The sequence below is a fragment of the Leclercia sp. G3L genome (assembly GCF_021117075.1).
In the GTDB taxonomy this organism is placed as follows: domain Bacteria; phylum Pseudomonadota; class Gammaproteobacteria; order Enterobacterales; family Enterobacteriaceae; genus Enterobacter; species Enterobacter adecarboxylatus_C.
On the sequence record NZ_CP088265.1, the window covers coordinates 3,283,249 to 3,305,423 of the forward strand.

At 48.0% G+C, this 22,175-nt stretch carries 25 protein-coding genes and 1 other annotated feature; of the genes, 20 read left to right on the forward strand and 5 right to left on the reverse strand.

The window, feature by feature from the left end; genetic code table 11:
- Positions 1-4: 4 nt before the first annotated feature.
- The 4 genes from trpCF to trpL form a co-directional block, all read right to left on the reverse strand.
- Positions 5-1,363 carry a bifunctional indole-3-glycerol-phosphate synthase TrpC/phosphoribosylanthranilate isomerase TrpF gene (trpCF, locus tag LRS40_RS17185; RefSeq protein WP_231312160.1) on the reverse strand — a complete coding sequence of 453 codons (1,359 nt, stop codon included), beginning with the start codon at positions 1,361-1,363 and terminating at the stop codon, positions 5-7.
- A 3-nt stretch (positions 1,364-1,366) separates the two neighbouring features.
- On the reverse strand, positions 1,367-2,962 hold the full coding sequence (trpD, locus tag LRS40_RS17190) for a bifunctional anthranilate synthase glutamate amidotransferase component TrpG/anthranilate phosphoribosyltransferase TrpD (RefSeq protein WP_142489816.1): 1,596 nt from the start codon (positions 2,960-2,962) through the stop codon (positions 1,367-1,369).
- Positions 2,962-4,524 carry an anthranilate synthase component 1 gene (locus LRS40_RS17195; RefSeq protein WP_142489815.1) on the reverse strand — a complete coding sequence of 521 codons (1,563 nt, stop codon included), beginning with the start codon at positions 4,522-4,524 and terminating at the stop codon, positions 2,962-2,964. The genes trpD and LRS40_RS17195 overlap by 1 nt, the downstream gene beginning before the upstream one ends.
- 24 nt (positions 4,525-4,548) lie before the next feature.
- Positions 4,549-4,643 (reverse strand) — a sequence feature (Trp leader region).
- The gene (trpL, locus tag LRS40_RS24790) at positions 4,620-4,664 is read right to left on the reverse strand and encodes a trp operon leader peptide (RefSeq protein ID WP_106993556.1); all 45 of its coding nucleotides are present in this window, start codon (positions 4,662-4,664) and stop codon (positions 4,620-4,622) included. It overlaps the preceding feature by 24 nt.
- A gap of 138 nt (positions 4,665-4,802) precedes the next feature.
- Between trpL and rnm the strand changes: the two genes are divergently transcribed.
- The 8 genes from rnm (at position 4,803) to LRS40_RS17235 (ending at position 11,374) form a co-directional block, all read left to right on the forward strand.
- The gene (gene rnm, locus LRS40_RS17200; protein ID WP_142489814.1) at positions 4,803-5,684 is read left to right on the forward strand and encodes an RNase AM; all 882 of its coding nucleotides are present in this window, start codon (positions 4,803-4,805) and stop codon (positions 5,682-5,684) included.
- Positions 5,681-6,301 carry an L-threonylcarbamoyladenylate synthase gene (locus LRS40_RS17205; RefSeq protein ID WP_142489813.1) on the forward strand — a complete coding sequence of 207 codons (621 nt, stop codon included), beginning with the start codon at positions 5,681-5,683 and terminating at the stop codon, positions 6,299-6,301. Before rnm ends, LRS40_RS17205 begins: the two co-directional genes overlap by 4 nt.
- Before the next feature lie 198 nt (positions 6,302-6,499).
- Entirely contained in the window at positions 6,500-7,021 is a 522-nt protein-coding gene (locus LRS40_RS17210; protein ID WP_156263963.1) for a DUF2778 domain-containing protein, read from the forward strand.
- Positions 7,022-7,269: 248 nt separating this feature from the next.
- Positions 7,270-7,761, forward strand: a complete 492-nt coding sequence (locus LRS40_RS17215) for a type VI secretion system tube protein TssD (RefSeq protein ID WP_231312162.1) — start codon at positions 7,270-7,272, stop codon at positions 7,759-7,761.
- Positions 7,762-8,099: 338 nt separating this feature from the next.
- Positions 8,100-9,740, forward strand: coding sequence for a site-specific integrase (locus LRS40_RS17220; protein ID WP_231312163.1), 1,641 nt, complete (start codon positions 8,100-8,102; stop codon positions 9,738-9,740).
- 81 nt (positions 9,741-9,821) lie between these two features.
- Positions 9,822-9,890, forward strand: coding sequence for a DUF1493 family protein (locus LRS40_RS17225; protein WP_255673662.1), 69 nt, complete (start codon positions 9,822-9,824; stop codon positions 9,888-9,890).
- Positions 9,891-10,134: 244 nt separating this feature from the next.
- A complete protein-coding gene (locus LRS40_RS17230; RefSeq protein ID WP_231312164.1) occupies positions 10,135-10,596 on the forward strand; it encodes a helix-turn-helix domain-containing protein in 462 nt (153 codons plus the stop codon).
- Between the two features lie 13 nt (positions 10,597-10,609).
- Positions 10,610-11,374 carry a DUF3944 domain-containing protein gene (locus tag LRS40_RS17235; RefSeq protein WP_231312165.1) on the forward strand — a complete coding sequence of 255 codons (765 nt, stop codon included), beginning with the start codon at positions 10,610-10,612 and terminating at the stop codon, positions 11,372-11,374.
- A 150-nt stretch (positions 11,375-11,524) separates the two neighbouring features.
- Here LRS40_RS17235 and LRS40_RS17240 read toward each other — a convergent pair whose 3' ends face one another.
- The gene (locus LRS40_RS17240; RefSeq protein WP_231312166.1) at positions 11,525-12,070 is read right to left on the reverse strand and encodes a tyrosine-type recombinase/integrase; all 546 of its coding nucleotides are present in this window, start codon (positions 12,068-12,070) and stop codon (positions 11,525-11,527) included.
- A 1,899-nt stretch (positions 12,071-13,969) separates the two neighbouring features.
- Here LRS40_RS17240 and LRS40_RS17245 point away from each other — a divergent pair.
- From LRS40_RS17245 to rluB, 12 genes are all read left to right on the forward strand, one after another.
- On the forward strand, positions 13,970-14,155 hold the full coding sequence (locus LRS40_RS17245) for a hypothetical protein (RefSeq protein WP_231312167.1): 186 nt from the start codon (positions 13,970-13,972) through the stop codon (positions 14,153-14,155).
- A gap of 62 nt (positions 14,156-14,217) precedes the next feature.
- Positions 14,218-14,385: a hypothetical protein gene (locus LRS40_RS17250; RefSeq protein WP_231312168.1), complete on the forward strand. Its 168-nt coding sequence runs from the start codon at positions 14,218-14,220 to the stop codon at positions 14,383-14,385.
- Positions 14,342-15,118 (forward strand): helix-turn-helix domain-containing protein, encoded by a 777-nt coding sequence (locus LRS40_RS17255; RefSeq protein ID WP_231312169.1) that lies wholly within the window; start codon positions 14,342-14,344, stop codon positions 15,116-15,118. Before LRS40_RS17250 ends, LRS40_RS17255 begins: the two co-directional genes overlap by 44 nt.
- 36 nt (positions 15,119-15,154) lie before the next feature.
- Positions 15,155-15,907 (forward strand): hypothetical protein, encoded by a 753-nt coding sequence (locus LRS40_RS17260; protein ID WP_231312170.1) that lies wholly within the window; start codon positions 15,155-15,157, stop codon positions 15,905-15,907.
- 8 nt (positions 15,908-15,915) lie between these two features.
- The gene (locus LRS40_RS17265; RefSeq protein WP_231312171.1) at positions 15,916-16,305 is read left to right on the forward strand and encodes a hypothetical protein; all 390 of its coding nucleotides are present in this window, start codon (positions 15,916-15,918) and stop codon (positions 16,303-16,305) included.
- Positions 16,298-16,636, forward strand: a complete 339-nt coding sequence (locus LRS40_RS17270) for a hypothetical protein (RefSeq protein WP_231312172.1) — start codon at positions 16,298-16,300, stop codon at positions 16,634-16,636. Before LRS40_RS17265 ends, LRS40_RS17270 begins: the two co-directional genes overlap by 8 nt.
- Before the next feature lie 624 nt (positions 16,637-17,260).
- Positions 17,261-17,479, forward strand: a complete 219-nt coding sequence (locus LRS40_RS17275; RefSeq protein WP_231312173.1) for a hypothetical protein — start codon at positions 17,261-17,263, stop codon at positions 17,477-17,479.
- The gene (locus tag LRS40_RS17280; protein WP_231312174.1) at positions 17,469-17,831 is read left to right on the forward strand and encodes a hypothetical protein; all 363 of its coding nucleotides are present in this window, start codon (positions 17,469-17,471) and stop codon (positions 17,829-17,831) included. The genes LRS40_RS17275 and LRS40_RS17280 overlap by 11 nt, the downstream gene beginning before the upstream one ends.
- Before the next feature lie 15 nt (positions 17,832-17,846).
- Complete coding sequence (locus tag LRS40_RS17285; RefSeq protein WP_231312175.1) at positions 17,847-18,878, forward strand: major capsid protein; 1,032 nt, start codon at positions 17,847-17,849, stop codon at positions 18,876-18,878.
- Between the two features lie 135 nt (positions 18,879-19,013).
- Complete coding sequence (locus LRS40_RS17290) at positions 19,014-19,208, forward strand: hypothetical protein (RefSeq protein ID WP_231312176.1); 195 nt, start codon at positions 19,014-19,016, stop codon at positions 19,206-19,208.
- A gap of 2 nt (positions 19,209-19,210) precedes the next feature.
- Positions 19,211-21,085, forward strand: a complete 1,875-nt coding sequence (locus LRS40_RS17295) for a hypothetical protein (protein ID WP_231312177.1) — start codon at positions 19,211-19,213, stop codon at positions 21,083-21,085.
- Between the two features lie 211 nt (positions 21,086-21,296).
- A complete protein-coding gene (gene rluB, locus LRS40_RS17300; protein ID WP_142489810.1) occupies positions 21,297-22,175 on the forward strand; it encodes a 23S rRNA pseudouridine(2605) synthase RluB in 879 nt (292 codons plus the stop codon).

The following is a 22,175-nucleotide window of genomic DNA, read 5'->3' on the forward strand; positions in this document are numbered from 1 at the left end:
TTCCTTAATATGCACGCAGCGTTTTGAACACCGAAGCCAGCTTGCCGGCATCTTTGATGCCCGGCTGCGACTCAACGCCTGAATTGAAATCAAGACCTGCGCAGCCTGATTTGGCGGCTTCAACGCAGTTATCCGGGCTTAAGCCCCCGGCGAGCAGGACGTTGTCCAGCTTCTCGCCGTTGAGCAGCGACCAGTCAAAACGCTGCCCGGTCCCGCCCTGGCCATTATCCAGAACATATTTATCGATATGTTGCAGCGTGCGCGGCGGCAGGGTCTCGCCCACGCTCAGCGCTTTCCAGATTTGCACCTGCGGGTTCAGTGTTTCACGCAGGGCATCGATATAGTTCTGATCTTCGCTGCCATGCAGCTGAACGGCAGCGAGCGAAAGCTGACCAGCAAGGGCTACCACATTCTCAATGGCCGCATTACGGAATACGCCCACATATTGCAGTGGCGCGGCGGCGATCACCTCCCGCGCCTGGGTTTCGCTGACGTTGCGTGGGGAAGACGCAACGAAAATCAGCCCGCCGTAAATCGCGCCCGCTTCATGGGCCGCAGCGGCATCCTGAGGACGCGTCAGGCCGCAGACCTTGTTCTCACCCAGCAGGACGCGACGCACCGCCGCGCTGAGATCGGCCTGCTCCATCATCGCCGAACCAATCAGGAAGCCGTTGGCGAAGTGGCTCAGCTCGCGGACCTGGGCATAACTGTTGATGCCGGACTCGCTGATCACCGTCACGCCAGCCCCCAGACGCGGCGCTAGCTGGCGGGTACGGTTGAGGTCGATAGAGAGATCGCGCAGGTCGCGGTTATTTATACCTACCACTTTCGCCTCCAGGGCGATGGCGCGCTCCAGCTCCTCTTCGTTGCTCACTTCGGTCAGCACGCCCATGTTCAGGCTGTGCGCCACCGCGGCAAGCTGACGGTACTGCTCATCATCCAGCACCGAGAGCATCAGCAGGCAGGCGTCGGCCTGATAAAAGCGCGCCAGCCAGATTTGGTACGGGTCGATAATAAAGTCTTTGCACAAAATCGGCTGCGGGGCGATCCCGCTGACGATCGGCAGAAAATCAAAGCTGCCCTGAAAATATTTCTCATCGGTCAGCACCGAAATGGCCGAAGCGTGGTGCTTATAGATGGCGGCGATCTGTGCCGGGTCGAAATCATCGCGGATCACCCCTTTCGACGGGGAGGCCTTTTTGCACTCCAGGATAAACGCGGTGCGCGCACCCCGCAGGGCGTCATAAAAACGACGGCTGCTCGGCACCACCTCATTCTGGAAACTGGCGAGCGGTTGCTGCTCTTTACGGGCTTCAACCCAGATGGCCTTATCGGCAACGATTTTCGCTAATACGGTCTGCATTGTTTACCCTCTTGCCGCAAGTGCGGTCACTCGGTCGTAGGCTGCGCCAGAGCGCAGCACATCCATCACTTTTTGCACGTTGACCTGGAGATCTTCGTCGCCGTGCAGACGCATTAGCATGGCGACGTTAGCGGCCACAGCGGCCTCATGCGCAGGCTCACCTTTACCTTGTAACAGGCGCGTCAGAATGTCACGGTTTTCTTCCGGGGTGCCGCCTGCCAGCTGCTCCTGGTGATACGGCGTTAAGCCAAAGTCCGCCGCTTCAAGCTGATAGCTTTTGATTTCGCCGTTATTCAGCTCTGCCACCAGCGTTGGCGCATGCAGGGAGACTTCATCCATCCCGCCGCTGTGCACCACCGCGGCGCGCTGATAACCGAGCACGCGCAGGGTTTCGGCAATCGGCAGCACCAGCTCCGGACTGTAGACACCAATCAGCGCCAGCGGCGGATGCGCCGGGTTGATCAGCGGGCCCAGCACGTTAAACAGGGTGCGGGTTTTCAGCTGCTGACGCACCGGCATCGCGTGACGGAATCCGGTGTGATACTTAGGCGCGAAGAGGAAGCAGACGCCCAGTTCGTCCAGCGCATCACGGGATTTCTCCGCGTTCATGTCCAGGTTGATGCCGAAGGCGGCCAGCAGATCCGACGAACCGGAACGGCTGGAGACGCTGCGATTGCCGTGCTTCGCCACCTTCAGCCCACAGGCTGCGGCCACAAAAGCGCTGGCGGTGGAGATATTGATACTGTTGCTGCCGTCGCCGCCGGTTCCGACGATATCCGCGAACAGATAGTCCGGGCGCGGGAAGGGGGCGGCATTTTCCAGCAGGGCAGTTGCGGCACCGGCGATCTCCTGCGGCTGCTCGCCGCGCACTTTCATGCTCACCAGCGCGGCGGCCAGTTGCTCGGGCTTCAGCTCCCCGCGCACCACGGCGGAGAACAACTGGTGGCTCTCCTGCTGGCTCAGGGTCTGCGCCTGATAGAGTTTTTCCAGAATCGGCTGCAGGCTGTTGGTCTGCTCCAGCTTCTGCAGCGCCCAGTTGAGTGTCTGTTCCAGCAGGCGTGCGCCCTGGGAAGTCAGAATGGATTCCGGGTGGAACTGCATGCCGCACACCCGGTCTGCATCGTGACGTACCGCCATCACCATCCCGTTGTAATGGGCGTTGATGGTCAGGCCCGCCGGGATATTGCTCCCCACCAGCGAGTGATAGCGCGCCACCGGCAGCGGGTTCATCAGTCCGGCAAACATCGCCTGGCCGTCATGTTCAATGCTGGAAGCTTTCCCGTGCAGGATCTCACCGGCCTGGCCGACGTAACCGCCGTAGGCCTCAACAATCGCCTGATGACCCAGACAGATGCCGATGATGGGCAGCTTGCCGCGCATACGGGTTAACAGCTCCGGCATACAGCCCGCTTCACTCGGCGCACCAGGGCCAGGGGAGAGCATCAGCACCGGGTTTTGCATGGTGGCCAGACGGTCGATTAAGGTCTGGGCCGGGACATGGTTACGGTAAATGACCACGTTGTGACCGTTAGCACGCAGCTGATCCGCCAAGTTATAGGTAAATGAGTCGATATTATCGAGCAGCAGAATGTCAGCCATCAGAAAATCTCCTGTGCGTGATGGGCGGTCGCAATCGCGCGCAGTACCGCGCGGGCCTTATTGCGGGTTTCGTCAGCTTCAGACTGCGGAACCGAGTCGAGCACAATGCCTGCGCCGGCCTGGACGGTGGCGATGCCTTCTTCAACGTAGGCGGAGCGGATCACGATGCAGGTATCCAGATCGCCGTGGGCGGTGAAGTAACCCACCGCACCGCCGTAGCTGCCGCGACGGCGACCTTCGGCCTGGGCGATAAGCTGCATGGCACGGACTTTCGGCGCCCCGCTGAGGGTGCCCATGTTCATGCAGGCGCGGTAGGCGTGCAGCACATCCAAATCCTGACGCAGCTCGCCGACCACGCGGGAGACAAGGTGCATAACGAAAGAGTAGCGGTCCACTTTGGTTAAGTCGGCTACGTAGCGACTGCCCGGGGTGCAGATGCGCGCCAGGTCGTTACGCGCCAGATCCACCAGCATCAGGTGCTCGGACATCTCTTTCTGGTCGGTGCGCATCTCCAGCTCGATACGGCTGTCGAGATCGCGATCCAGAGAACCGTCGGCGCGACGACCGCGTGGGCGGGTACCGGCAATCGGATAGATTTCAATCTGGCGGCTGGTGGCGTCGTACTTCAGGGAGCTCTCCGGCGAAGCGCCGAACAGCGTAAAATCGTTATCCTGCATAAAGAACATGTACGGGCTGGGATTGCTCTTCTTCAGCACGTCGTAGGCGGCCAGCGGAGACGGGCAGGGCAGGGAGAAGCGACGGGAGGGCACCACCTGGAAAATTTCACCCGCGCGAATCGCTTTCTGCATCTGGCGAACCACCACGCCGTACTCATCGTCCGTCTGGCTGACATCACAATGCATCTGCTCCACGCGCTGCACCGGCAGCTCCGGTGGGGCTTCATTCATTTGCTCCTGCAGCTGGGCGATACGCTGTTCAAGGCGCTGTTTCTCCGCCAGTAACGGCGTAAACAGGCTGGCCTGAATGCGGGTGTATTTTTTCTGGTGGTCGATCACCAGTAGGGTTTCTGCCAGGTAGAAGCAGTAGTCCGGGCAGCGGTTGCCTTGTTCAAGCTCCGGCAGCTCCTCGAAACCGGCGACCAGGTCATAGGCAAACAGCCCGCCGAAGAACATCGCTTCGCGCTCGTGTTCCGGCACGTTCACCAGATTTTGCAGCAGGCGGAAGGCATCAAACACCGACAGCGAGCAGAGGCGGGCATCTTCGTCCAGCAGCTGGCTGACCGGTGGAAAGTGCAGGATCCGCTGGTCCGGGCGATGTTCATTCTCGATGCCTGCCGGCAGCACGTCATCCAGCAAACAGAGCAGCGCTGCGCCGTTTTCAGAGAGCGCCTGCAGGGTGACGGTGTTGCCCAGGGCGGTGATGCGCAGCGCGCTGTCGACCAGCAGCAGGCTTTTCAGGTCATCCTTACTGTCGATATCCGCAGACTCCAGCAGCAGCGTGGCAGGGCGCGCGCCGCAGACCTGATGGAACAGGGCGGTAGGATTGTGGCGATACGCCGCCTCACGGGTCAGCAGTTCGAGGGTCGGTTTGGCTGTTTGCATTATGTTGTTCTCTTTATTCTTTTCATAAAAAAGCCCGCTCAGTGGCGGGCCAGGTATCTGTTTGCATGACGCAGACGTACGACACTACCCGATAATCAGGAAGTGCGCCACCAGCCATGCAGAGTAAAATGTGCGGTCATTTTCAGATACCTCGTTGAGTGAACTTGCGTACTAGTTAACTAGTTCGATGGCGTAATGTCAACCCCCGGATTTCAGAATTTCACCACATACCGCTATTATGGCGGCGCAGATATTGAAGATGAGTGACGGGAGCCGCTTTGAGCGACACGAATTACGCAGTGATTTACGACTTACACAGCCACACCCAGGCCTCTGACGGCCTGCTTACGCCCGAAGATCTTGTCCATCGCGCCCATGAGATGCGCGTCGGTACGCTGGCAATCACCGATCACGATACCACCGAGGCCATTGCGGCCGCGCGGGCGGAAATTGCCCGCAGTGAATTGCCGCTTACACTGATAGCAGGCGTGGAAATTTCTACCGTCTGGGAAAATCATGAGATCCATATTGTCGGGCTGAATATCGATATTGAGAACCCGGCTATGCGCACGTTTCTGGATGAACAGAAGGCGCGTCGCGTGCTGCGCGCAGAACTGATCGCCGAAAGGCTGGATAAAGCCCATATTCCCGGCGCCTGGGAAGGCGCGCTGCGTCTGGCCAAAGGCGGCGCGGTGACCCGGGCGCACTTTGCCCGTTTTCTGGTTGAGGCCGGGAAGGCAAATAATATTGCGGATGTGTTTAAAAAATATCTTGCACGGGGGAAAACCGGATACGTTCCTCCCCAGTGGTGTACAATAGAACAAGCTATTGATGTCATTCATCATTCTGGCGGTAAGGCGGTGCTGGCCCATCCTGGGCGGTACGATCTTTCCGCCAAATGGCTGAAACGTCTGCTGGCCTACTTTGCCGAACACGGCGGGGACGCGATGGAAGTCGCGCAGTGTCAGCAGGCGCCCAACGAGCGCAGTCAACTGGCTGAGTATGCCCGCCAGTACGGCCTCCTTGGCTCCCAGGGTTCTGATTTTCATCAGCCTTGTCCCTGGATCGAGCTGGGACGCAAGCTCTGGTTACCCGCAGGCGTCGAGCCGGTGTGGCAACTCTGGGAGCAGCCAACGCCAATTGAAGAGAGGGAAGTATGAGCCAATTTTTTTATATCCATCCTGACAATCCGCAGCCGCGTTTGATTAATCAGGCCGTGGAGATCGTGCGTAAGGGCGGGGTTATCGTCTATCCAACCGATTCAGGTTACGCGCTGGGCTGTAAGATTGAAGACAAAAACGCGATGGAACGCATTTGCCGGATCCGTCACATCCCCAACGGGCATAACTTCACCCTGATGTGTCGCGATCTTTCGGAGCTGTCGACTTACTCCTACGTCGATAACGTGGCGTTTCGGTTGATCAAAAATAATACTCCGGGCAACTACACCTTTATCCTTAAAGGGACGAAAGAGGTGCCGCGTCGCCTGCTACAGGAAAAACGCAAAACCATCGGGATGCGCGTGCCGTCGAACCCGATTGCGCAGGCGCTGCTGGAGACCTTGGGCGAGCCGATGCTCTCGACCTCACTGATGCTGCCAGGCAGCGACTTTACCGAATCCGATCCGGATGAGATCAAAGACCGCCTGGAAAAACAGGTGGAGCTGATTATTCACGGCGGTTATCTCGGTCAACAGCCGACCACGGTGATCGATTTAACGGAAGATGCCCCGGTTGTGCTGCGTGAAGGGGTGGGGGACGTTAAACCTTTTCTGTAATGATGTAGTTTCCTTTCTTATGGGGCCATTTTATTAGCTGATATAATGGCCCTGATATTAACGCTTCGTTTCTTCCCCTCTGTATTAAAAATCTTATTATTATCTGAAAATTATTCTTTTGCCGGAATAGTCTCACCCTGTCTGAATATGCGGATGTACGATAATAGAACACATATTTACAGATAAAGCGGATTATCTATGGCGCTACAAGGGACGTTAATCCTGAACGGGGCAGACTATGCGCCGTTTAATTTGTACGGCGTGGGTGTTTTTATGGCGCACTCGGGTAAAGGAATATGCCGTAACAATGGGGGGTGTCGAAATATTCCTGACAATGGCCCACTTCCTCCCGGCAAATACTGGATTGTGGATCGGCAGGAGGGGAACTGGTTTTCGCAAAAGAAACGCGAAATTATTGATTCAACCCGGAGAGCAATTAGTATCAGCGCATTTGGTAGATCGGATTGGTTTGCGTTGTGGCGAGATGATTGGGGAATCGACGATGAAACATGGATAGACGGTGTTAAGCGCGGTAGCTTCCGGCTGCATCCAGGCACTTCTTCAAAAGGCTGTATAACAATCGCTCATGCTTCTGATTTTGCAATGATTCATAATGCGCTTATGAATACATCTCTTGTTCAGGTGCCCTGTATGCGGTCGTTGATGGCGCGAGGATGGGTGGAGGTAGTAGCTGGTGACTATAAAAACATTTGTACGTAGGATAATTAAAACCATTTACTTTATTACACTATTTGTGGTTGTAGGCCGCATGATAGGTGATCCTGAACTCTGGATTAACGATAATGTGGCAACACGTATTGCTCATATTATTTATGGACCTGACGAAATTGGTGCAGATAATTTTTATGACCTTTATTTTTACATTCATATAATCACTATATTGCCTATCGTTATATTTATCTATGTTATAACAATGAAGTTACTCAAAAAATTAAGGAGCAAATAAAATGCCAATCCCTCCGTATATGTGGTTGAAAGACGATGGCGGCGCAGATATTAAAGGATCTGTTGACGTTGAAGATCGCGAAGGAAGTATAGAGATAATCGGGTTAAGTCACGGAATTAACCTGCCTGTAGACAGTGCCAACGGTAAAATTACCGGTACGCGCCAGCACTCCTCCATGATGATTGAAAAGGAAGTGGATAGCTCTACGCCCTACCTTTATAAAGCAGCATCTACAGGCCAGACGCTGAAAAGTGCGGAAATCAAGTTTTATCATATCAACGATGCCGGGCAGGAAGTCTGCTATTACACGGTGTTGATGGAAAACGTGAAGATCACCGGGGTTAATTGCGTTGTACCTAACGTTAAACTGTCGGGAAACGATAAAATGAACCACGTAGAAAGCATCAGTATCCAATATGAGAAGATCACCTGGCGCATAGTGGATGGCAACATTCAGCATACCGACGCCTGGAATGAACGCCCTACAGCATAACGAAATCTGACGGCCCCATCTGTACGAGAGAGCCGATCCGATGGGTTTGCTTCAGGTTATCCATGCCAGAACGCTGCTGCAAAAACTTGTTGAATCATTTAGTCTAAAATTCATGTAGTATGTGCGGCCATGAATCACTGGGTGTGACACATTGTCCGCCATTATGTGTGCTATGAAAGAGTTGCAGATCAGTGAGTTAAGGTCTAACTAAACTTAACTCGTTGTTTTTGAAAGTATCCCAGACGCCTGTGAAGGCGAAAAACCATCTAAGTAAATCAAAGTGTTGGCGTTAACCTTATGATATGTAAAACAAAAGGGTCAACGCAATGAGGAACAGAGTGTACAACAAGACTCCTCGATTCACGACGAAGCGCGGTAACGTCTACTACATCAACTTTCGACTTCCCGACGGAACATTTTTCCGTCGTAGCCTCGGCACAGATTCATTGCAAGCGGTCGAGGTTACAATGTCACGCCTGAGCGCTTACATCCCCCTTGTTCAAAATGGTTCGCTGTCCGTCGAACAGTTCAAAATGCACATTGACGGTTTCAGAGAGGCCACTCAGCGCGATTTCGATACTTATTTGTTGGATTGGTTGCGGATGGGCGTTGATGAGGCTAAACGAATGCCTGAGCTTGGACGGCTCCAGCGCCAGATTGATTCTGATGATGCAATCTCTCCAACTGCCAGTGTTACTGAGGCGAAAGGCCGTGCGGATGTGCATCTGAATCGGGTGTACAGCGGTGATGATTCAACGGCGCGTATGCTGCTTGCTACTCTCTACAGGAAGAAAGTATCTTTTGATCAAAACAATGTAGAACAGGCTTACGATGTGGCAGGGCAGATTGATTTACATCAGGCTATGCTCCATCAAGCCTACGATGCTTTCTATTCTGGTGATCTAGTTCGATATCGCTCCTTGGTCGAGGAAATGCAATTTAAGCTAACCGAAGCGGAACGCTTGAAAAAACCAGCGGCTAAACAAGCCGTAGCATCTGCGGCTGAGTCTGCAAGTGACGATACACCTTTGCTCTCTGTTGCATGGAAAATGTTTACCACTGAGAAAGGAAAGGGGTGGGCGGCGGCTGTCGCCAACGAAAACCAGCGCTTTTATGATGTGTTGATGCATGTTATCGGTGATCTTCCTGTCGGAGCGATCACGAAGCCGCACATACGGCAAACTATAACCGTTATTGAAAATCTTCCCCGTCGAAATAAAAAACCTTATTCCGAAATGACGCTTGCGGAGTGCATTGATTTTGATGTGCCGGAAGAGGATTTGATGAGCAGCGCCAACGTCAAAAAGCACCTCAAGATTTACTCCTCATTCTTCAAAGTCTTTCTGAAAGATGAAAAGGACCTTTTAGAGAAAGCCCCTACAGAAGGGATCAAATACGAGGTAACGGAAAACAAGGGCGGCTCTTACTCAAAACCTGAAATGCAGCGCCTTGTGGAGCACCTGAAATCTTGCGCCGATTGGCGGCGTGATTATTTTCTGACTCTGATTTATACAGGAGCACGTCGAGGTGAAATTGCTGCTATCCGTAAAGAGCACCTTCGAAAAGATGAGGAAACACGGCGCTGGTATATATTCATTGATGGAGGGAAAACTGATCAGGCTGTGCGGCAGATACCATTAAACAAAGCCTTAGAAAAGTTATTGTTGGCTCGTACTAAGTTGCTCAAATCTACTGATCCTGTTTTCGGTGATTTGCCGACGTATGAACAGATCGGGCTTGAGTGGAACAGCATTATGGCTGATTGCAAAATACAAAAGTTTAATGAATTTGGACAGAAGAGGGTGATCCATGCTCTTCGTCACACTTTCATTTCAGAGGCAATGACAAAAGTCTTGCCCGTAATGGTGCAATTTGTAGTTGGGCACTCCCGAACCCAATCGTTAGGTATCACAGCAAGGTATACACATAGGCCACCGTTGAGAGACTTACTTCCGGTGGTCGATTGCATAAGTTGGTAACACGGCCTTACCGACAGTCTATTGTGGTTCCGTCCGAAAAATGCCCCATTTCCTTGTTGATTTACGAGGCTGGGTTTTTATATTGTTCCAGACTTCACCATTGATATGTTTATCCAGTCTGCAAAAGCCGGAAGATGGTTGTACGAATGAGGGGGCAAACTGCCTCCTCTGCTTATGCATTCTGGTACCAATCCCAGCGGTTGCTGTACAGATCCTCAAACACAGCCACCGTTCCGCACTTAGCGCAGCGTCCCGTTACAGCCTGTCGTGATGATATGCCTCTGGCGCTTGATGTTGCTATGCTCGGCACGGCGCAGTAAACTTTTTTATCTAACTTGCTCATGAAACTTGCAGTTTATAAAACTATGAGTATCATTAAGGGTGTGGAGGCATTATGAAAACATCTTTTTTAACAATACTAGCTTTTCATATGCGAGACTTACGTGAAGAGAAAGGGGTGACCCAAGCAGAAATTGCTGAAAAACTCGGAATGACAAGTGCTGGATGGGGAAAAGTTGAAAATGGGAAATCAACTCTTTCAGTAGAAAATTTGATGAAATTTTGCAAGTTAATAGATATCGATGCTCAAAAAATATTAACAATAGCGCAAAAAACGGCAAAGGATTTAATCCAAAATGGTTGGGCAGTTTCATATTCTCAAGTTGAAAATGATGGTCTTATAGAAGCACGGGGTTTCTCTGTATTAGCTAACAGCAAAGTAGATTCTGTTTTGCAAAAAGCGATAAAAGAGGGTGTGGATAAAAGTATTACAGACAATGCTAAAAATAATATCCTCAAATATGCATCTATCTACGCAAGTATAAGTAATATTTTACCTATCAAATTTAAACGTTAAAAAGGAAAAAATTATGGCTTATCGTTATGACGAAGATCTTGAGTTTTTATCAAAATGCTCTGATGAAGATCTTAATGGCTTGGTTGATTGCTTAATTTACGACAAGGATGGTGAAACTCGTTGGACTGAAGAGCTTTCTAGCAATGAAAATTATAAGAAATATAAACCTCAGCATAGCAAGTATTGGCAGGATATAGCAGCCGAAATCCAATGCTTTGGAGGCAATACATTTGCTACCATGCTTAGGGGCGGAAAAGGGGTTGAATACAGAGAAGTTCTTACTGATGCTTGTGATAAAATGAAGGTTAATTACAACAGCAAAAGTACTGTTGAAAATATAGAACAATGCCTCATGCTTAAAGTATTAAACGATGCCTTTGAAAAAATGAGCCCTGAGGAGTTAAAAGAATTTGCTCGCGAGATAGGTGTTAAAAAACTTGAGGGGCTTACAGCAAAAGGACTCGTCACTGCATTTCAAGTGATTTTTAAAGCAGGCGGGTTTAAATCTTATAAATTAACATTGATTATAGCAAATGCTATTTTAAAAGCTTTAATCGGACGAGGTTTGAGCTTTGGTGGTAATATTGTACTAACAAGATCTATGGCTATTCTTACTGGTCCTATTGGATGGGCTATCACAGCTCTCTGGACACTTATTGATATTGGTGGTACTGCTTACAGAGTCACGATTCCGGCAGTTATTCAAGTGGCTGCCTTGCGCAGTAAAATTGCGAATGCTGGCGCTGAGGAGTTAGCAGCAGAAATTACCTTAGATTGATAAAAATATTTCGCACCAAGGTGGATTGAGTCTGAAAGGATTATCAGTCCGCTTTTAATTTTATTACATAGAAAAGGTCATAACGCTGTTATGGTGTTTTGTCCTGCATGAGTCGCCAGCGGCAGCACCAGATGTTTCATACGCATCTCTTTATAAGTCCATTTCATTGATCACCCTGCTAACGGCTTGCTTGTCTAAGTCCAGATAGCGCCTGGTATCGGTGATGTTGCTGTGATTAAGCACGGTCATAGCTAAAGCGATGTTGTTTGCAGAGCGCTTGTAAATGGCATTCCCGCCAGCCTTTCGAAAGCTGTGTGCCGATACAGTGCCATGAATCCCGATAGCTTTAGCGGCTTCTGCGATCTGCTTACTCACTTCTTCACGGCGTACAGGCGCTTGTTTGTTCATCGAGCGGTTACGCTGACTCCTGAACACATGCAGATCATTTGGAAACTCAGCACGGCGACGTGCGATCATCTGCACCACTGGAGCAGGGAGGGTGAGGGCTTTACGCTTCCCTGTCTTCTGTTCTTCTATGTCTATCTCACCGTTGATCACTTCGTCGAAGCGTAAAGCGACGGCATCCCCCACACGCAGTACGGCAGCTTGCATCATTAACGTAACGTCAGCTACCAGGCTTTTGTTATGAGCGTTTAGCCACTCCCTGATCGCTTTGGCTTGCTGTTCGTCTAACACTACTGCTCTGTTCAATTTATCCCTCTCTTAAGAACACACATCTAAACTAATTAAATGAATATTATGATCAATTTCAGTTAGTTGCAATAACAATGATCAGAAAATGATCTGTGTTGTGTGTGGTAAATGGCGCGATTGTGTCGAGTGTTCAGCGCGAAGATCAGGTACACCCAGATCGAAATCTGCACAATTTCCAAATATCTTAAATAAAATCAATAGCTTGGCATTTATAAACATGTGTTTGAACATTGCCAAATCCTCAACTCTGCACGAAGAACAGCGGCAACACCAGAACATCACACTACCAATGCTTGTGTGTGGTTGTTATCTATCTCATTGATTTAATAATGATAAATGTAGAGTCGTTAGGCGAGGGCGGCGCTAACCTGCCTGTATGCACAGATTATGCGGAGTTTATGCACTTGAAAATGGTTGCGTGTCGAAATGATTATAATGCTAATTAATTGGCGGGTTTTGGTATGAAAAAATCGATGTTAAAATAAATTTGATGAAACACAAAAAGTCTTTAAGCAAATGGCACCTATCATAAAAGTGTACATTGTCCACAATGACCGCTGTGCGCCTTGAGCGGTACGGCTTCCGCATAAGTGATGAAAGATACTTTGAAAGTGAGAAAGGCGATTATAGAGCGTTACAAGCGGGTTATTTAGGATAGATTAATCTTGGATTAAGCATTACTTTATTAGCCTATTGAATAAGAATTATCTTGGGATTATTGATTAGAATGATTAGTGTCGCTTTGGCACTGATCTATTTTTAAAGTAACTAAATGGTACTTTTGAAAATACCTCAAATTGAGGTATGTTAGCACTTGGAATAATCGGATACACATCAAATTGAGGTATCACCCCTATCAAGATTGAAGAGGGTAGGTCATGGTGAGCTATTGGCGAAAGTGCAGAAATTGCACTTTTAAATCACTTTGAAGAATTACCGGAAATAACAAAAGTGCATTTTTTGCACCTAGATTTTATTGAAGGTGCATTTTTTGCACTTTTAAAGTGTCATAATTGCACACTATAAGATTAATATAATACTATTAATATAAGACTATCTTTTATTCTTTTGCGCTTGTCGCAAAGATCTTTTGCCTGGCGTCTATCGCCGTCACTCAAGGGCAAGCTCACTGGTACGCCTTTAGGTGGCTCCCCGTTCGGCCTCGTTCCGCTCACGACGCTACGCAAGTTACACCCTACATTGTGCCAGGCTTTGGCCTTGACGTGAGTCAGGCACAAAGAATTATTGCCGTAGGCAAATTACCTTTGCGCTGTGCGCGTGATGTAACCATATATTAACCATCATATGATGATTAATACATGCTAACTCTACCTAACTCTTATTATCACTCTAATAACTATTGTTATTCTCGTGCTAATTCTCGAAGGTAGAGCTGATGGCTAAAGTTCACTCTCCCTCGTACCTCGTGCAAGTTCACTAAGCCTCAATCCAATACCATCACCTACTATCCTAATAACACTAATTTAATTACTGTTATTATTCTGTAGTTGTGCTATTGGTTTCGGGAATAAGTGCCAGAGGTGCGTCCGTATATCTTCAGGCTGCACAGGAAGCCCGTAGAGCGTTTTTTAGAGGGAAGGTAATGCAGATGCACTGCCATGGGCTTAGAATCGCTTACAGAGTGTCTGGTGACGTTATAGAAGGTTGATGTATAAATAGCACATTATGTTAATCAAATTTTTAACTTATTGAAAATGATCAATTTATTTTCTCTAGGGGGTTGACAAAAGCTCTCATTCATGATAAATTAGTATTAGAAGCAGAGAAAACCTCTTCTCTACCCATCAAATTCAACAATTCAATGCACTATTAGCCTTAAGGCTGAATGGTGTTTTTCTATTTATAAGGAGAAATAAAATAATGAAATGGTTTACTGTTAAAGATGTAGTGGACGCTTTTAAACGTGGTGATATCACTCGCTATCAAATTCGAATGAATCGTAATACAGCCCGCCGCCGTGGATATCCAGAACGCGCAGCAGTGTTTGACGAGGCACTACGTATTATTGATAAAGAAAAAACAGCATTAGAAAAAGATACAAAATAATAAAGCCAGCCCTTACAGGCCTTAGTAGCTGCAATAGCGGTGATATATTAGGAGAAAACAACATGAAAATCAATTTCCCACCTGAAACTTACGAGGCCTTGATCAATCGTGCTAATTCAGAAGACAAACCCGCTGCCGCTCTGGTATCGGAACTCATAACAGCGATCCTTAGCAAAGAGGAAAATAATGAACTTAAATCAACTAAAGCAGAAGTATCAGTACGTAGATAAAGACGGTGTAACGCGAGATCGAACTCTCAACATTCCCCACTATTTCGAAGAAATCCCATTTATCTATTCTCCACACCTTGATGGAGGTAGAATTAAATTTAGTGCTGAGATGCAAAAACTTTATTGCTACGTAGCTGACTGGGAGAAATCCGGTAGTGTTTGTTACGAGGAACAAAGCGAACTTGCAAATGTGTGTGGCTTAAAACGCCGACAGACGATAAATCTGATTAATACACTTGAGTTAATTGGACTCATTACCAGAACTAAAATACCTGGTAGGAGAAATAGAGAATTACGAGCACTTCCGCTAACTGATGCTCACGTTACCCCACCAGAAGCACTGACAGCGCAGCCTGTAACAGTGTCTGACGATGTGCAATACCAATCAGCACCCACAACAGAGCTTGAGCCTGACAATCCAGCAGAGGAGCATTCAACCTCTTATTGGGATGATATTCCTTGCGTATGGGATGACCCGGCTTATCAAGCTAAGCCAAAGATGACGGATCAGCAGGGCAAGCCAGAGCTTCCCTGGGGCGGTGTAGTTTTTAGTAAAACGAATGGCGATCCTATTGAGGCCGCTGTGGAATGGGCGCTAACAGAGACAATGGGCGATGAGGAAGAAGCCTACAAACTTATTTCTAAAGTGGTTTCTGAACGTACTGGAAGAACAGAAGTATTTATTCCACGAGCACCGGAAGTCTACGACGATTTTGACCCAATACCATTTTGATCTAACACTCAGTGGCATAACTAATAAGAGGAATAAATGAGCAAAAAGAGAACTTTTGAAGTGAGCATTAACAACCTACCAGCAGCATTAAAACGATTAGATCTCCCCGCAGAACAAGTAGAAATAATTGAAGAATATAAGAAGCAATTCCCCTTCCTGTTAGAAGAAGGTGAGAATGTTTTAATTAGTCTAGATCAACTTTGGGAAGCATTAAATACCCCTTATTATTCACCGCCCGGAACGATACCCGAACTTTCGGGTAGCGTAAAATTACGTTCGCCACGGCAAGAAAATCAATATAGGCGTAACAAATTTAACCAGTGGATAGACTCAGTATTAAAAGAAATTGATGGTGAGCCTTTTTGTCGAATGGTGCCAACTGGCAAAACTAAAAAAAAGGAAACTTTTGTCTCTATTGAGGATGCTAAAACTATTGCAATGATGACACCCGGTGAACAAGGTAAAAAAATCCGCCGTTATTTTATTACTGTCGAGAGGGTTTGCAAGATTTTATGGCAGTACAATTTTCAGAGAAACCAGATTGAAGGTAAATATAACGAGGTTTATAAATTTCGTTTAGCTGAATCTGGATTTAAAGGTTTCGACGTGGCTGCTAAAGATAAAATCAGATTTAACTCCTTAGTGAAACAAATAGCAGGGGCAAGGAATGTTAGAGAAACTGATTTAGAAAACTATCACCATATTCAGCATGAAGTTTTTAATGCCATGAAGAGAGGAAGAACAGATGAACAAATTCTATCTTTTTATATTAATGATCAGGCAGCATAGAGGATTTAATGGGAAAAAAGAAAACTAACAGCATTATCCGGATTCAAAAGGCAGTACGAGCAAGCAAACGTAAATACACATCCTCTCTACATGACCTCTCACAAGAATCTGTTCCTGGTGAGATGGTGACAACGATTATAGAACACCCTCCCTCTGTACCCTGTGGAGATGAATACAACGCTTTGCAAGAAATACTCTCTACAACACCCGGCGTATTCTGGAAACCACGTAGAAAAAAGGAATATATTATCGATAGTAGCCAGCTTAAACCCTGGCAAATTATCGGGTTTGAACATTACGCTGATTATATCGGGTATTTGGGAACTAATGCCCTCAGCAATCATACTGCCGATTTAGATTTTTTATTTAATGACGATAAGGAAAATTATAATGACTAATAAAACTATGAACACCGTGAACACCATGCTTAATTCTTTCCACGAAAATTGGCATGTCCCTATCCTTGAACTGGCTAATGCCGCGTGGCGTGACAGGACGACAGAGACACTTTTACAGGCTGCTAAACAGACAGAGCAGGGGATAGAAGCACTGGAGCAGTTAGAACGCGCCATAGCGCTTCTGATGCGCCCTCAGAACAGTACAATCACAGAAGATGAGGTATGGCATGTGATCGATGAGTGGCAAGAGCTTGCATGTTCTCTACAGTATGTTGCTCAGGAGCTTTCCGAGCTAGCCTTAGAGATTGCTGAAGAATACGAGGTTGCATAATTTATAGTTAATGTCAACAAAAATGTTACGAAATTTATTGACATTTTGTGCTATCTGTGTAATAATAAGAAGTAGGGATATGTTTAAATCACTTCGTCCTGAATGCCGCTTCACGTAGGCGGCAATTCTTTTAAGAGTTTCCCCTGAAAACCTCGCTTTGTTTTCCTTGTCTTTATTGGTATTCCAGAGGATCGCGCGGATGCAATATCCTATTGTGGTGGTGGTGTTGCATACAATCACCGCGCGTCTCCTTCTCTGAATATTAAGACGTTTTCAGAGGAAGCTTTTACTAGCTTCTATACTGTTGAAAGTACAGTGTTCTATTAAGCAATAAATATTAGATATTGGTGTATCTAAGATAATTGTTACGTAAAATCTGTTATTGCCAGGCGTGAAGGGCTTCACGTTTTAACAGATGCAAAGCACCCCCGATCTTATTAAATCTCCTAAGATAATAAACGGGGGCACTTTTTAAGCGAAGTATTCTTAGCCACATTTATTCTGCAAGTGTGGACTAATAATGCCTCTCTAGCACAAAGGCATCCTCCAGGCGACTCCGGTCGCCTTTCTTTTACGCATTGCGTAAAAGAAAAGTTAAAAATAAAACGCGAGGAAACGAAATAAATGTTTCTATTAAATGATCGCGACCGAATCCTAAAATACAAAAATGAAGTGATTGAAATCAATCCTGGATTAATAGCTAAAGTGGCTGAAATGGCAGGATGCACCGTAGAAGAAATTGAAAAAGCTGTAGAGCGTTATTTCCCTTCGGAGGATACACCTCAATTAAGTATTCAGGAACGGATCGCCAATAAAGTAAGGAATTTAAATAATGGTTATTGATCTTGATACGCTGTTTCCACAGCGAAAATCACTAACAGATGTGATCAGTTATTCAACTGATAATTTTGCATCAATAGACAGTAAAGTGTTCGCTTCTCTTCCTGCTGATGTGCAGTGCGGCGATGTACTCGATAGCACTGGCGCTCTCTACACCTCCGGCGCTGATGCCTTTGTAGTGGTGAGCGAATTTGTTACCGCTGGCTCTAATAAAGCTGTGAATGTCCTACGCGCTCCTAACGTTGGATCATACGTTGCCCTCAAGAGCGACAATCTCAACGCAGTTAACCACGCAGCAGCGATCAGCGCATTACAGGCGCAAGGTTTCGCCACTCGTGAATTTTTCACCTCTTAAGCAAGGAAGATAATAATGATTATTGGAAACGAGCGTATCGACCTTTCCCCATTATTCCAGCTAACCAGCACCAGAAATTTCCTACTCAGTTCTCTAAATCTCTTTGATGGAGTTGGCGTATCATCTCATAAAGTGAGTGTGTCCCGTTTACTGGAAGATAACACCAGCCTGTTCAACCAGCCCACGGCGCGTTTCTCAAACGAGCATAACGTAACATCCCGTCAGAGCGGCAAAGAATGGCTGATCGAGCTTCCCTTCTTTATGAGGGAAGATCTTATTGTTCCGGCAGACATCCAGGGCAAGCGTAAACCTGGAAGCGACATTCAAGAAACCGTGACTGACATTTACAGCGATTACATGAATAAACACGCTGTAGCGTTTATGAGAACCCGCGAAAGCTACCTCGCGCGATCACTCTTCTCTGGGACTGTTCACACACCTAAGACGGATGATGTGCTGATCGACTTTGGCGACCTGTTCGGCGTAGCCCCGATGAATGCCACTCTTGATCTGTCAGCTACAGATAGCAGCACTCTACGTGCGATTGACGACATGGTGAGTCAAATCACCGAAGCGGCACAAAGCCAGGCGTCGGCAGTGGAACGAGTCATTGTATTTGCTAAGGGCTCATTCTATAGCGATCTGCGTTTCAGCCCTGCAATGGAAGCGGCTTTCCGCTATGTCAGCCCACTTGATGAAGGGAACGTAGTGTTCCAGCGTCGTGACCTGCTACCAGGTGTTAGCACATTCAGCATTCCTGGCACGAATTGCGATGTTGTGAAAGTAACTGATCCGCTGCTACTTGCACAAATGGGTGATTCTGACGCTATCGCTATCCCGCAATTCGCTAAAGGAAGTGTTATTTACACCAACATTTACGGCGCAGCCAGCAGCACATTTGAACTTCTTAATGCAGCACCTGCGGAAGTGTATAGCTGGAGCTATGAGAGCGAGCGCGGAAACGCGATTAACGTGATCTCGGAAAACTCGGCGTTGCCTGTGAATCACGGGTTGGGCTTCTCCGTTCACATCAAAGCCTCAGAATAAGAGCGATAGACGGTAGCTCTTCCCGTCTTGGAAAATAAAGAAGAGCTTATGAATAGGGCGTGTGAACGTTGGGAACTATGAGAGCGCAAATCTCCCCAGTGTTCCCGCCCTTTTTTATTTTCAGATGAGGACAAAATGCAATTAATTTTAAAATCAGCCAAAGGGCTGCATGTTCAATTATCAGCCTCTGATGCCGAAGGGCTTTTAAATGTTGCTGCAATGTGCAGATTATTAGATGTTGACTATAACGGCGTGAGACAGCGTATTTTTCGTGGGGAAACAGTGGAGCAAGCATTACACCACTACTTAGATCAGAAAGGCGGTGAATAATCATGCTTCAGATTAATACAAGTAAGATTGTTAATACCATAACTTTCACTGTAGATAAAAGTAGTATTGCCCTCGCTAAAGCCGCAGCCGACGATCTTCAACGTCATTTTTCTAAGATTAAAGATCCTAAGATTCGTTTTCAGGCTCAAAAGCAACGTAGAACTAAAGCGCGGGAACAAGTGGCTGATGCAAAATCTGCTTCGCCTAAAACGCCCAGTGACTTGAAGCAGCAACAACGCCAGGCAGAAAAGGCTGGGAAAGCGCAAGCCAGGGAAGCGGCTAAGATAGCCAAAAGGGATGAGACAGCTTCGTTAAAATTTAGGTCAGCTAACCTTCAAATGAAAGGCATCGCTGGGAAATACGGCATTGATCCGGCTAAACAATACCAGTTTGCCAAATTCGCTAAAGAACAGACTGAGCTTTTCCGCACCCAGCAGATCAGTAGCCAGAAGCTTTCGTATGAACTTCGTGAAAGATTGGCCTTGATGCGGAGAGAGGCAGCGTTACAAGCCCGTATAACCGCCAGTACCCAACAACAAGCGGCAGCACTCAAACACGCCAAACGCACAGACTACAAAGGCGCGGCGGCTGGTATCAAAGAGAAGGGGCTGAATGTGATCGGCGGCGGTGCTGGTTTTATTGGTGCTACTGCTACACTAGCGGGTGCGGCTTCCATCCTGGGGCGTATACGCGAGACTGCTGACGACAATTTGAACCTGATCCGCAAAAGTAAAGCTGTGGCGGTGAATCCCAACGCTATAAAAACTATTGTCACCGCAAACCGTCAGCGCGGGATTGACTCAAATTACGATACTATCACCGATAATTTCAAAGATGTGCGTGAACGTCTGGGCGAGTCCGTCACTAACACCACTTTCGATCAGAAGTCTGGGAAATTTAAAGGTGGTAATGGGGCGATTGACAATATCATGAACCTGTTCGGCTGGGACAAAGCCGATATTGCTAAGTATCAGGATAATCCTCTCGACTTCGTGCAAGCCGTCACCAACGAAGGGCAGAGTAGAGGGATGAGTGATGCGTCTATTGGACACCTCCTGGAAGACCTCGGTAATGATATGTCTTATCTTGTGCCAGTGCTGAAAAATAACGGTGAGGCATATAAAAAAACGCTGGATCAATTAATTGCTTCCGGTCAGACGCTGAATGATGAGCAGATCCGCCAAACATACGCATACGGCGACCTGTTTACCACGCTGAAAGCCCTGAACAACGGGATTAACCAGAATCTTACTTCCGGCTTCCTCGAAGGGTTCGGTAACGCTGGTAAGGATTTAGCAGACAATGCGAAAGCGTTTAATGACGTTGCAAACGGCTTAGGCTATGAGCTTGGTAATCTCACCGCTCAGATCACCGGCTTTGCAGGTGAAATAAGCGGCGGTTTATCCCAATTGCACGATTTCTTTAAAACGAAATTCCCAGATTGGTTTGCTGATCCTACTAAGACGGTTCCAGATGCTCTCTACGATGGTGCTGTTACAGGAAGTGCTAACGGTGCTGCCGATTGGATTCAACAACAAACCGGATTTGATACCCGTAGTATTGGTCATGCTGTTAAAGGTTTGTTAGGAATAGATGACCAGCCTACAGGGACAGCGGTAGAACAATACAGTCTGAATGGTCAAACCTTACGTGATAACACTATATCATCCCTAACTAGCACCAGTAGTAACGCGCCAGCGTACAACCTTGCACCTGTATTAAATCTCAATCTTGAAGCGTCCGTACCGCTGACAATCGCCAGCGATGCGAGCAGGCTTGCGGATTATGTGGATTTCACGGCGAAAGCCTCACAAGCCAGCTTCATGCAATCGCTAACCTTGTCAACCTTGAGCGGTCAAAGCAGTACAGGCGGTTAAAACTTCAAAGGAGCTTAGGCTCCTTTTTTTTTGCTTAAAGCTTAATCAGAGGCTAAGTTTTAGGTGATGAACATGCTGTACAACAAAGTAGGTTACAACGTGGTGAACATCGCGTATAATGGCATTCAGTAAAACATGCTAACGCATTGATTTATATAGATTTGTTAGTACCCATTCGACGCCTGTGAAGGCGACACCTGAAGGAAGCTCAATGAGCGAGAAATTACAGAAAGTGCTGGCCCGCGCCGGCCACGGTTCACGCCGTGAAATCGAAACCATTATCGAAGCAGGTCGTGTCAGTGTGGACGGTAAAATCGCCACCCTGGGTGACCGTGTGGAAATCGTGCCAGGCCTGAAAATTCGTATCGACGGCCACCTGATCTCAGTGAAAGAGTCTGCCGAGCAAATTTGCCGCGTGCTGGCCTATTACAAGCCGGAAGGCGAGCTTTGCACCCGTAACGATCCGGAAGGCCGTCCGACCGTGTTCGACCGCCTGCCAAAACTGCGCGGTGCGCGCTGGATCGCTGTAGGTCGTCTGGATGTGAACACCTGCGGTCTGCTGCTGTTCACCACCGACGGTGAGCTGGCAAACCGTCTGATGCACCCAAGCCGTGAAGTGGAGCGTGAATATGCGGTTCGCGTGTTTGGCGAAGTTGACGATAACAAAATTCGCGATCTGTCCCGCGGCGTACAGCTCGAAGATGGCCCGGCCGCCTTTAAAACCATCAAGTTTACCGGTGGTGAGGGCATTAACCAGTGGTACAACGTGACCCTAACCGAAGGCCGTAACCGCGAGGTACGTCGTCTGTGGGAAGCCGTTGGCGTGCAGGTTAGCCGTCTGATCCGCGTGCGTTACGGTGACATCCTGCTGCCGAAAGGGCTTCCTCGTGGCGGCTATACCGAGCTGGATTTAACCCAGACCAACTACCTGCGTGAGCTGGTGCAGCTGACGCCGGAAACCACCTCGAAAGTGGCGGTGGAAAAAGATCGTCGTCGCATGAAAGCGAATCAGATCCGTCGGGCGGTCAAACGTCACAGCCAGGTCAGCGGCAATAATCGTCGCTCTGGCAGCCGTAACAACAACGGCTAA

Excerpts from the sequence above, each read along its gene's own strand:
- LRS40_RS17280 (WP_231312174.1), top strand. The coding sequence starts at position 17,469 with ATGGTTATTGATCTTGATACGCTGTTTCCACAGCGAAAATCACTAACA.
- LRS40_RS17290 (WP_231312176.1), top strand. The coding sequence starts at position 19,014 with ATGCAATTAATTTTAAAATCAGCCAAAGGGCTGCATGTTCAATTATCA.
- rluB (WP_142489810.1), top strand. The coding sequence starts at position 21,297 with ATGAGCGAGAAATTACAGAAAGTGCTGGCCCGCGCCGGCCACGGTTCA.
- LRS40_RS17235 (WP_231312165.1), top strand. The coding sequence starts at position 10,610 with ATGGCTTATCGTTATGACGAAGATCTTGAGTTTTTATCAAAATGCTCT.
- LRS40_RS17285 (WP_231312175.1), top strand. The coding sequence starts at position 17,847 with ATGATTATTGGAAACGAGCGTATCGACCTTTCCCCATTATTCCAGCTA.
- LRS40_RS17245 (WP_231312167.1), top strand. The coding sequence starts at position 13,970 with ATGAAATGGTTTACTGTTAAAGATGTAGTGGACGCTTTTAAACGTGGT.
- LRS40_RS17210 (WP_156263963.1), top strand. The coding sequence starts at position 6,500 with ATGGCGCTACAAGGGACGTTAATCCTGAACGGGGCAGACTATGCGCCG.
- LRS40_RS17270 (WP_231312172.1), top strand. The coding sequence starts at position 16,298 with ATGACTAATAAAACTATGAACACCGTGAACACCATGCTTAATTCTTTC.
- trpCF (WP_231312160.1), bottom strand. The coding sequence starts at position 1,363 with ATGCAGACCGTATTAGCGAAAATCGTTGCCGATAAGGCCATCTGGGTT.
- LRS40_RS17215 (WP_231312162.1), top strand. The coding sequence starts at position 7,270 with ATGCCAATCCCTCCGTATATGTGGTTGAAAGACGATGGCGGCGCAGAT.
- LRS40_RS17205 (WP_142489813.1), top strand. The coding sequence starts at position 5,681 with ATGAGCCAATTTTTTTATATCCATCCTGACAATCCGCAGCCGCGTTTG.
- trpD (WP_142489816.1), bottom strand. The coding sequence starts at position 2,962 with ATGGCTGACATTCTGCTGCTCGATAATATCGACTCATTTACCTATAAC.
- LRS40_RS17250 (WP_231312168.1), top strand. The coding sequence starts at position 14,218 with ATGAAAATCAATTTCCCACCTGAAACTTACGAGGCCTTGATCAATCGT.
- LRS40_RS17295 (WP_231312177.1), top strand. The coding sequence starts at position 19,211 with ATGCTTCAGATTAATACAAGTAAGATTGTTAATACCATAACTTTCACT.
- LRS40_RS17275 (WP_231312173.1), top strand. The coding sequence starts at position 17,261 with ATGTTTCTATTAAATGATCGCGACCGAATCCTAAAATACAAAAATGAA.
- LRS40_RS17265 (WP_231312171.1), top strand. The coding sequence starts at position 15,916 with ATGGGAAAAAAGAAAACTAACAGCATTATCCGGATTCAAAAGGCAGTA.
- LRS40_RS17260 (WP_231312170.1), top strand. The coding sequence starts at position 15,155 with ATGAGCAAAAAGAGAACTTTTGAAGTGAGCATTAACAACCTACCAGCA.
- LRS40_RS17230 (WP_231312164.1), top strand. The coding sequence starts at position 10,135 with ATGAAAACATCTTTTTTAACAATACTAGCTTTTCATATGCGAGACTTA.
- LRS40_RS17195 (WP_142489815.1), bottom strand. The coding sequence starts at position 4,524 with ATGCAAACAGCCAAACCGACCCTCGAACTGCTGACCCGTGAGGCGGCG.
- LRS40_RS17255 (WP_231312169.1), top strand. The coding sequence starts at position 14,342 with ATGAACTTAAATCAACTAAAGCAGAAGTATCAGTACGTAGATAAAGAC.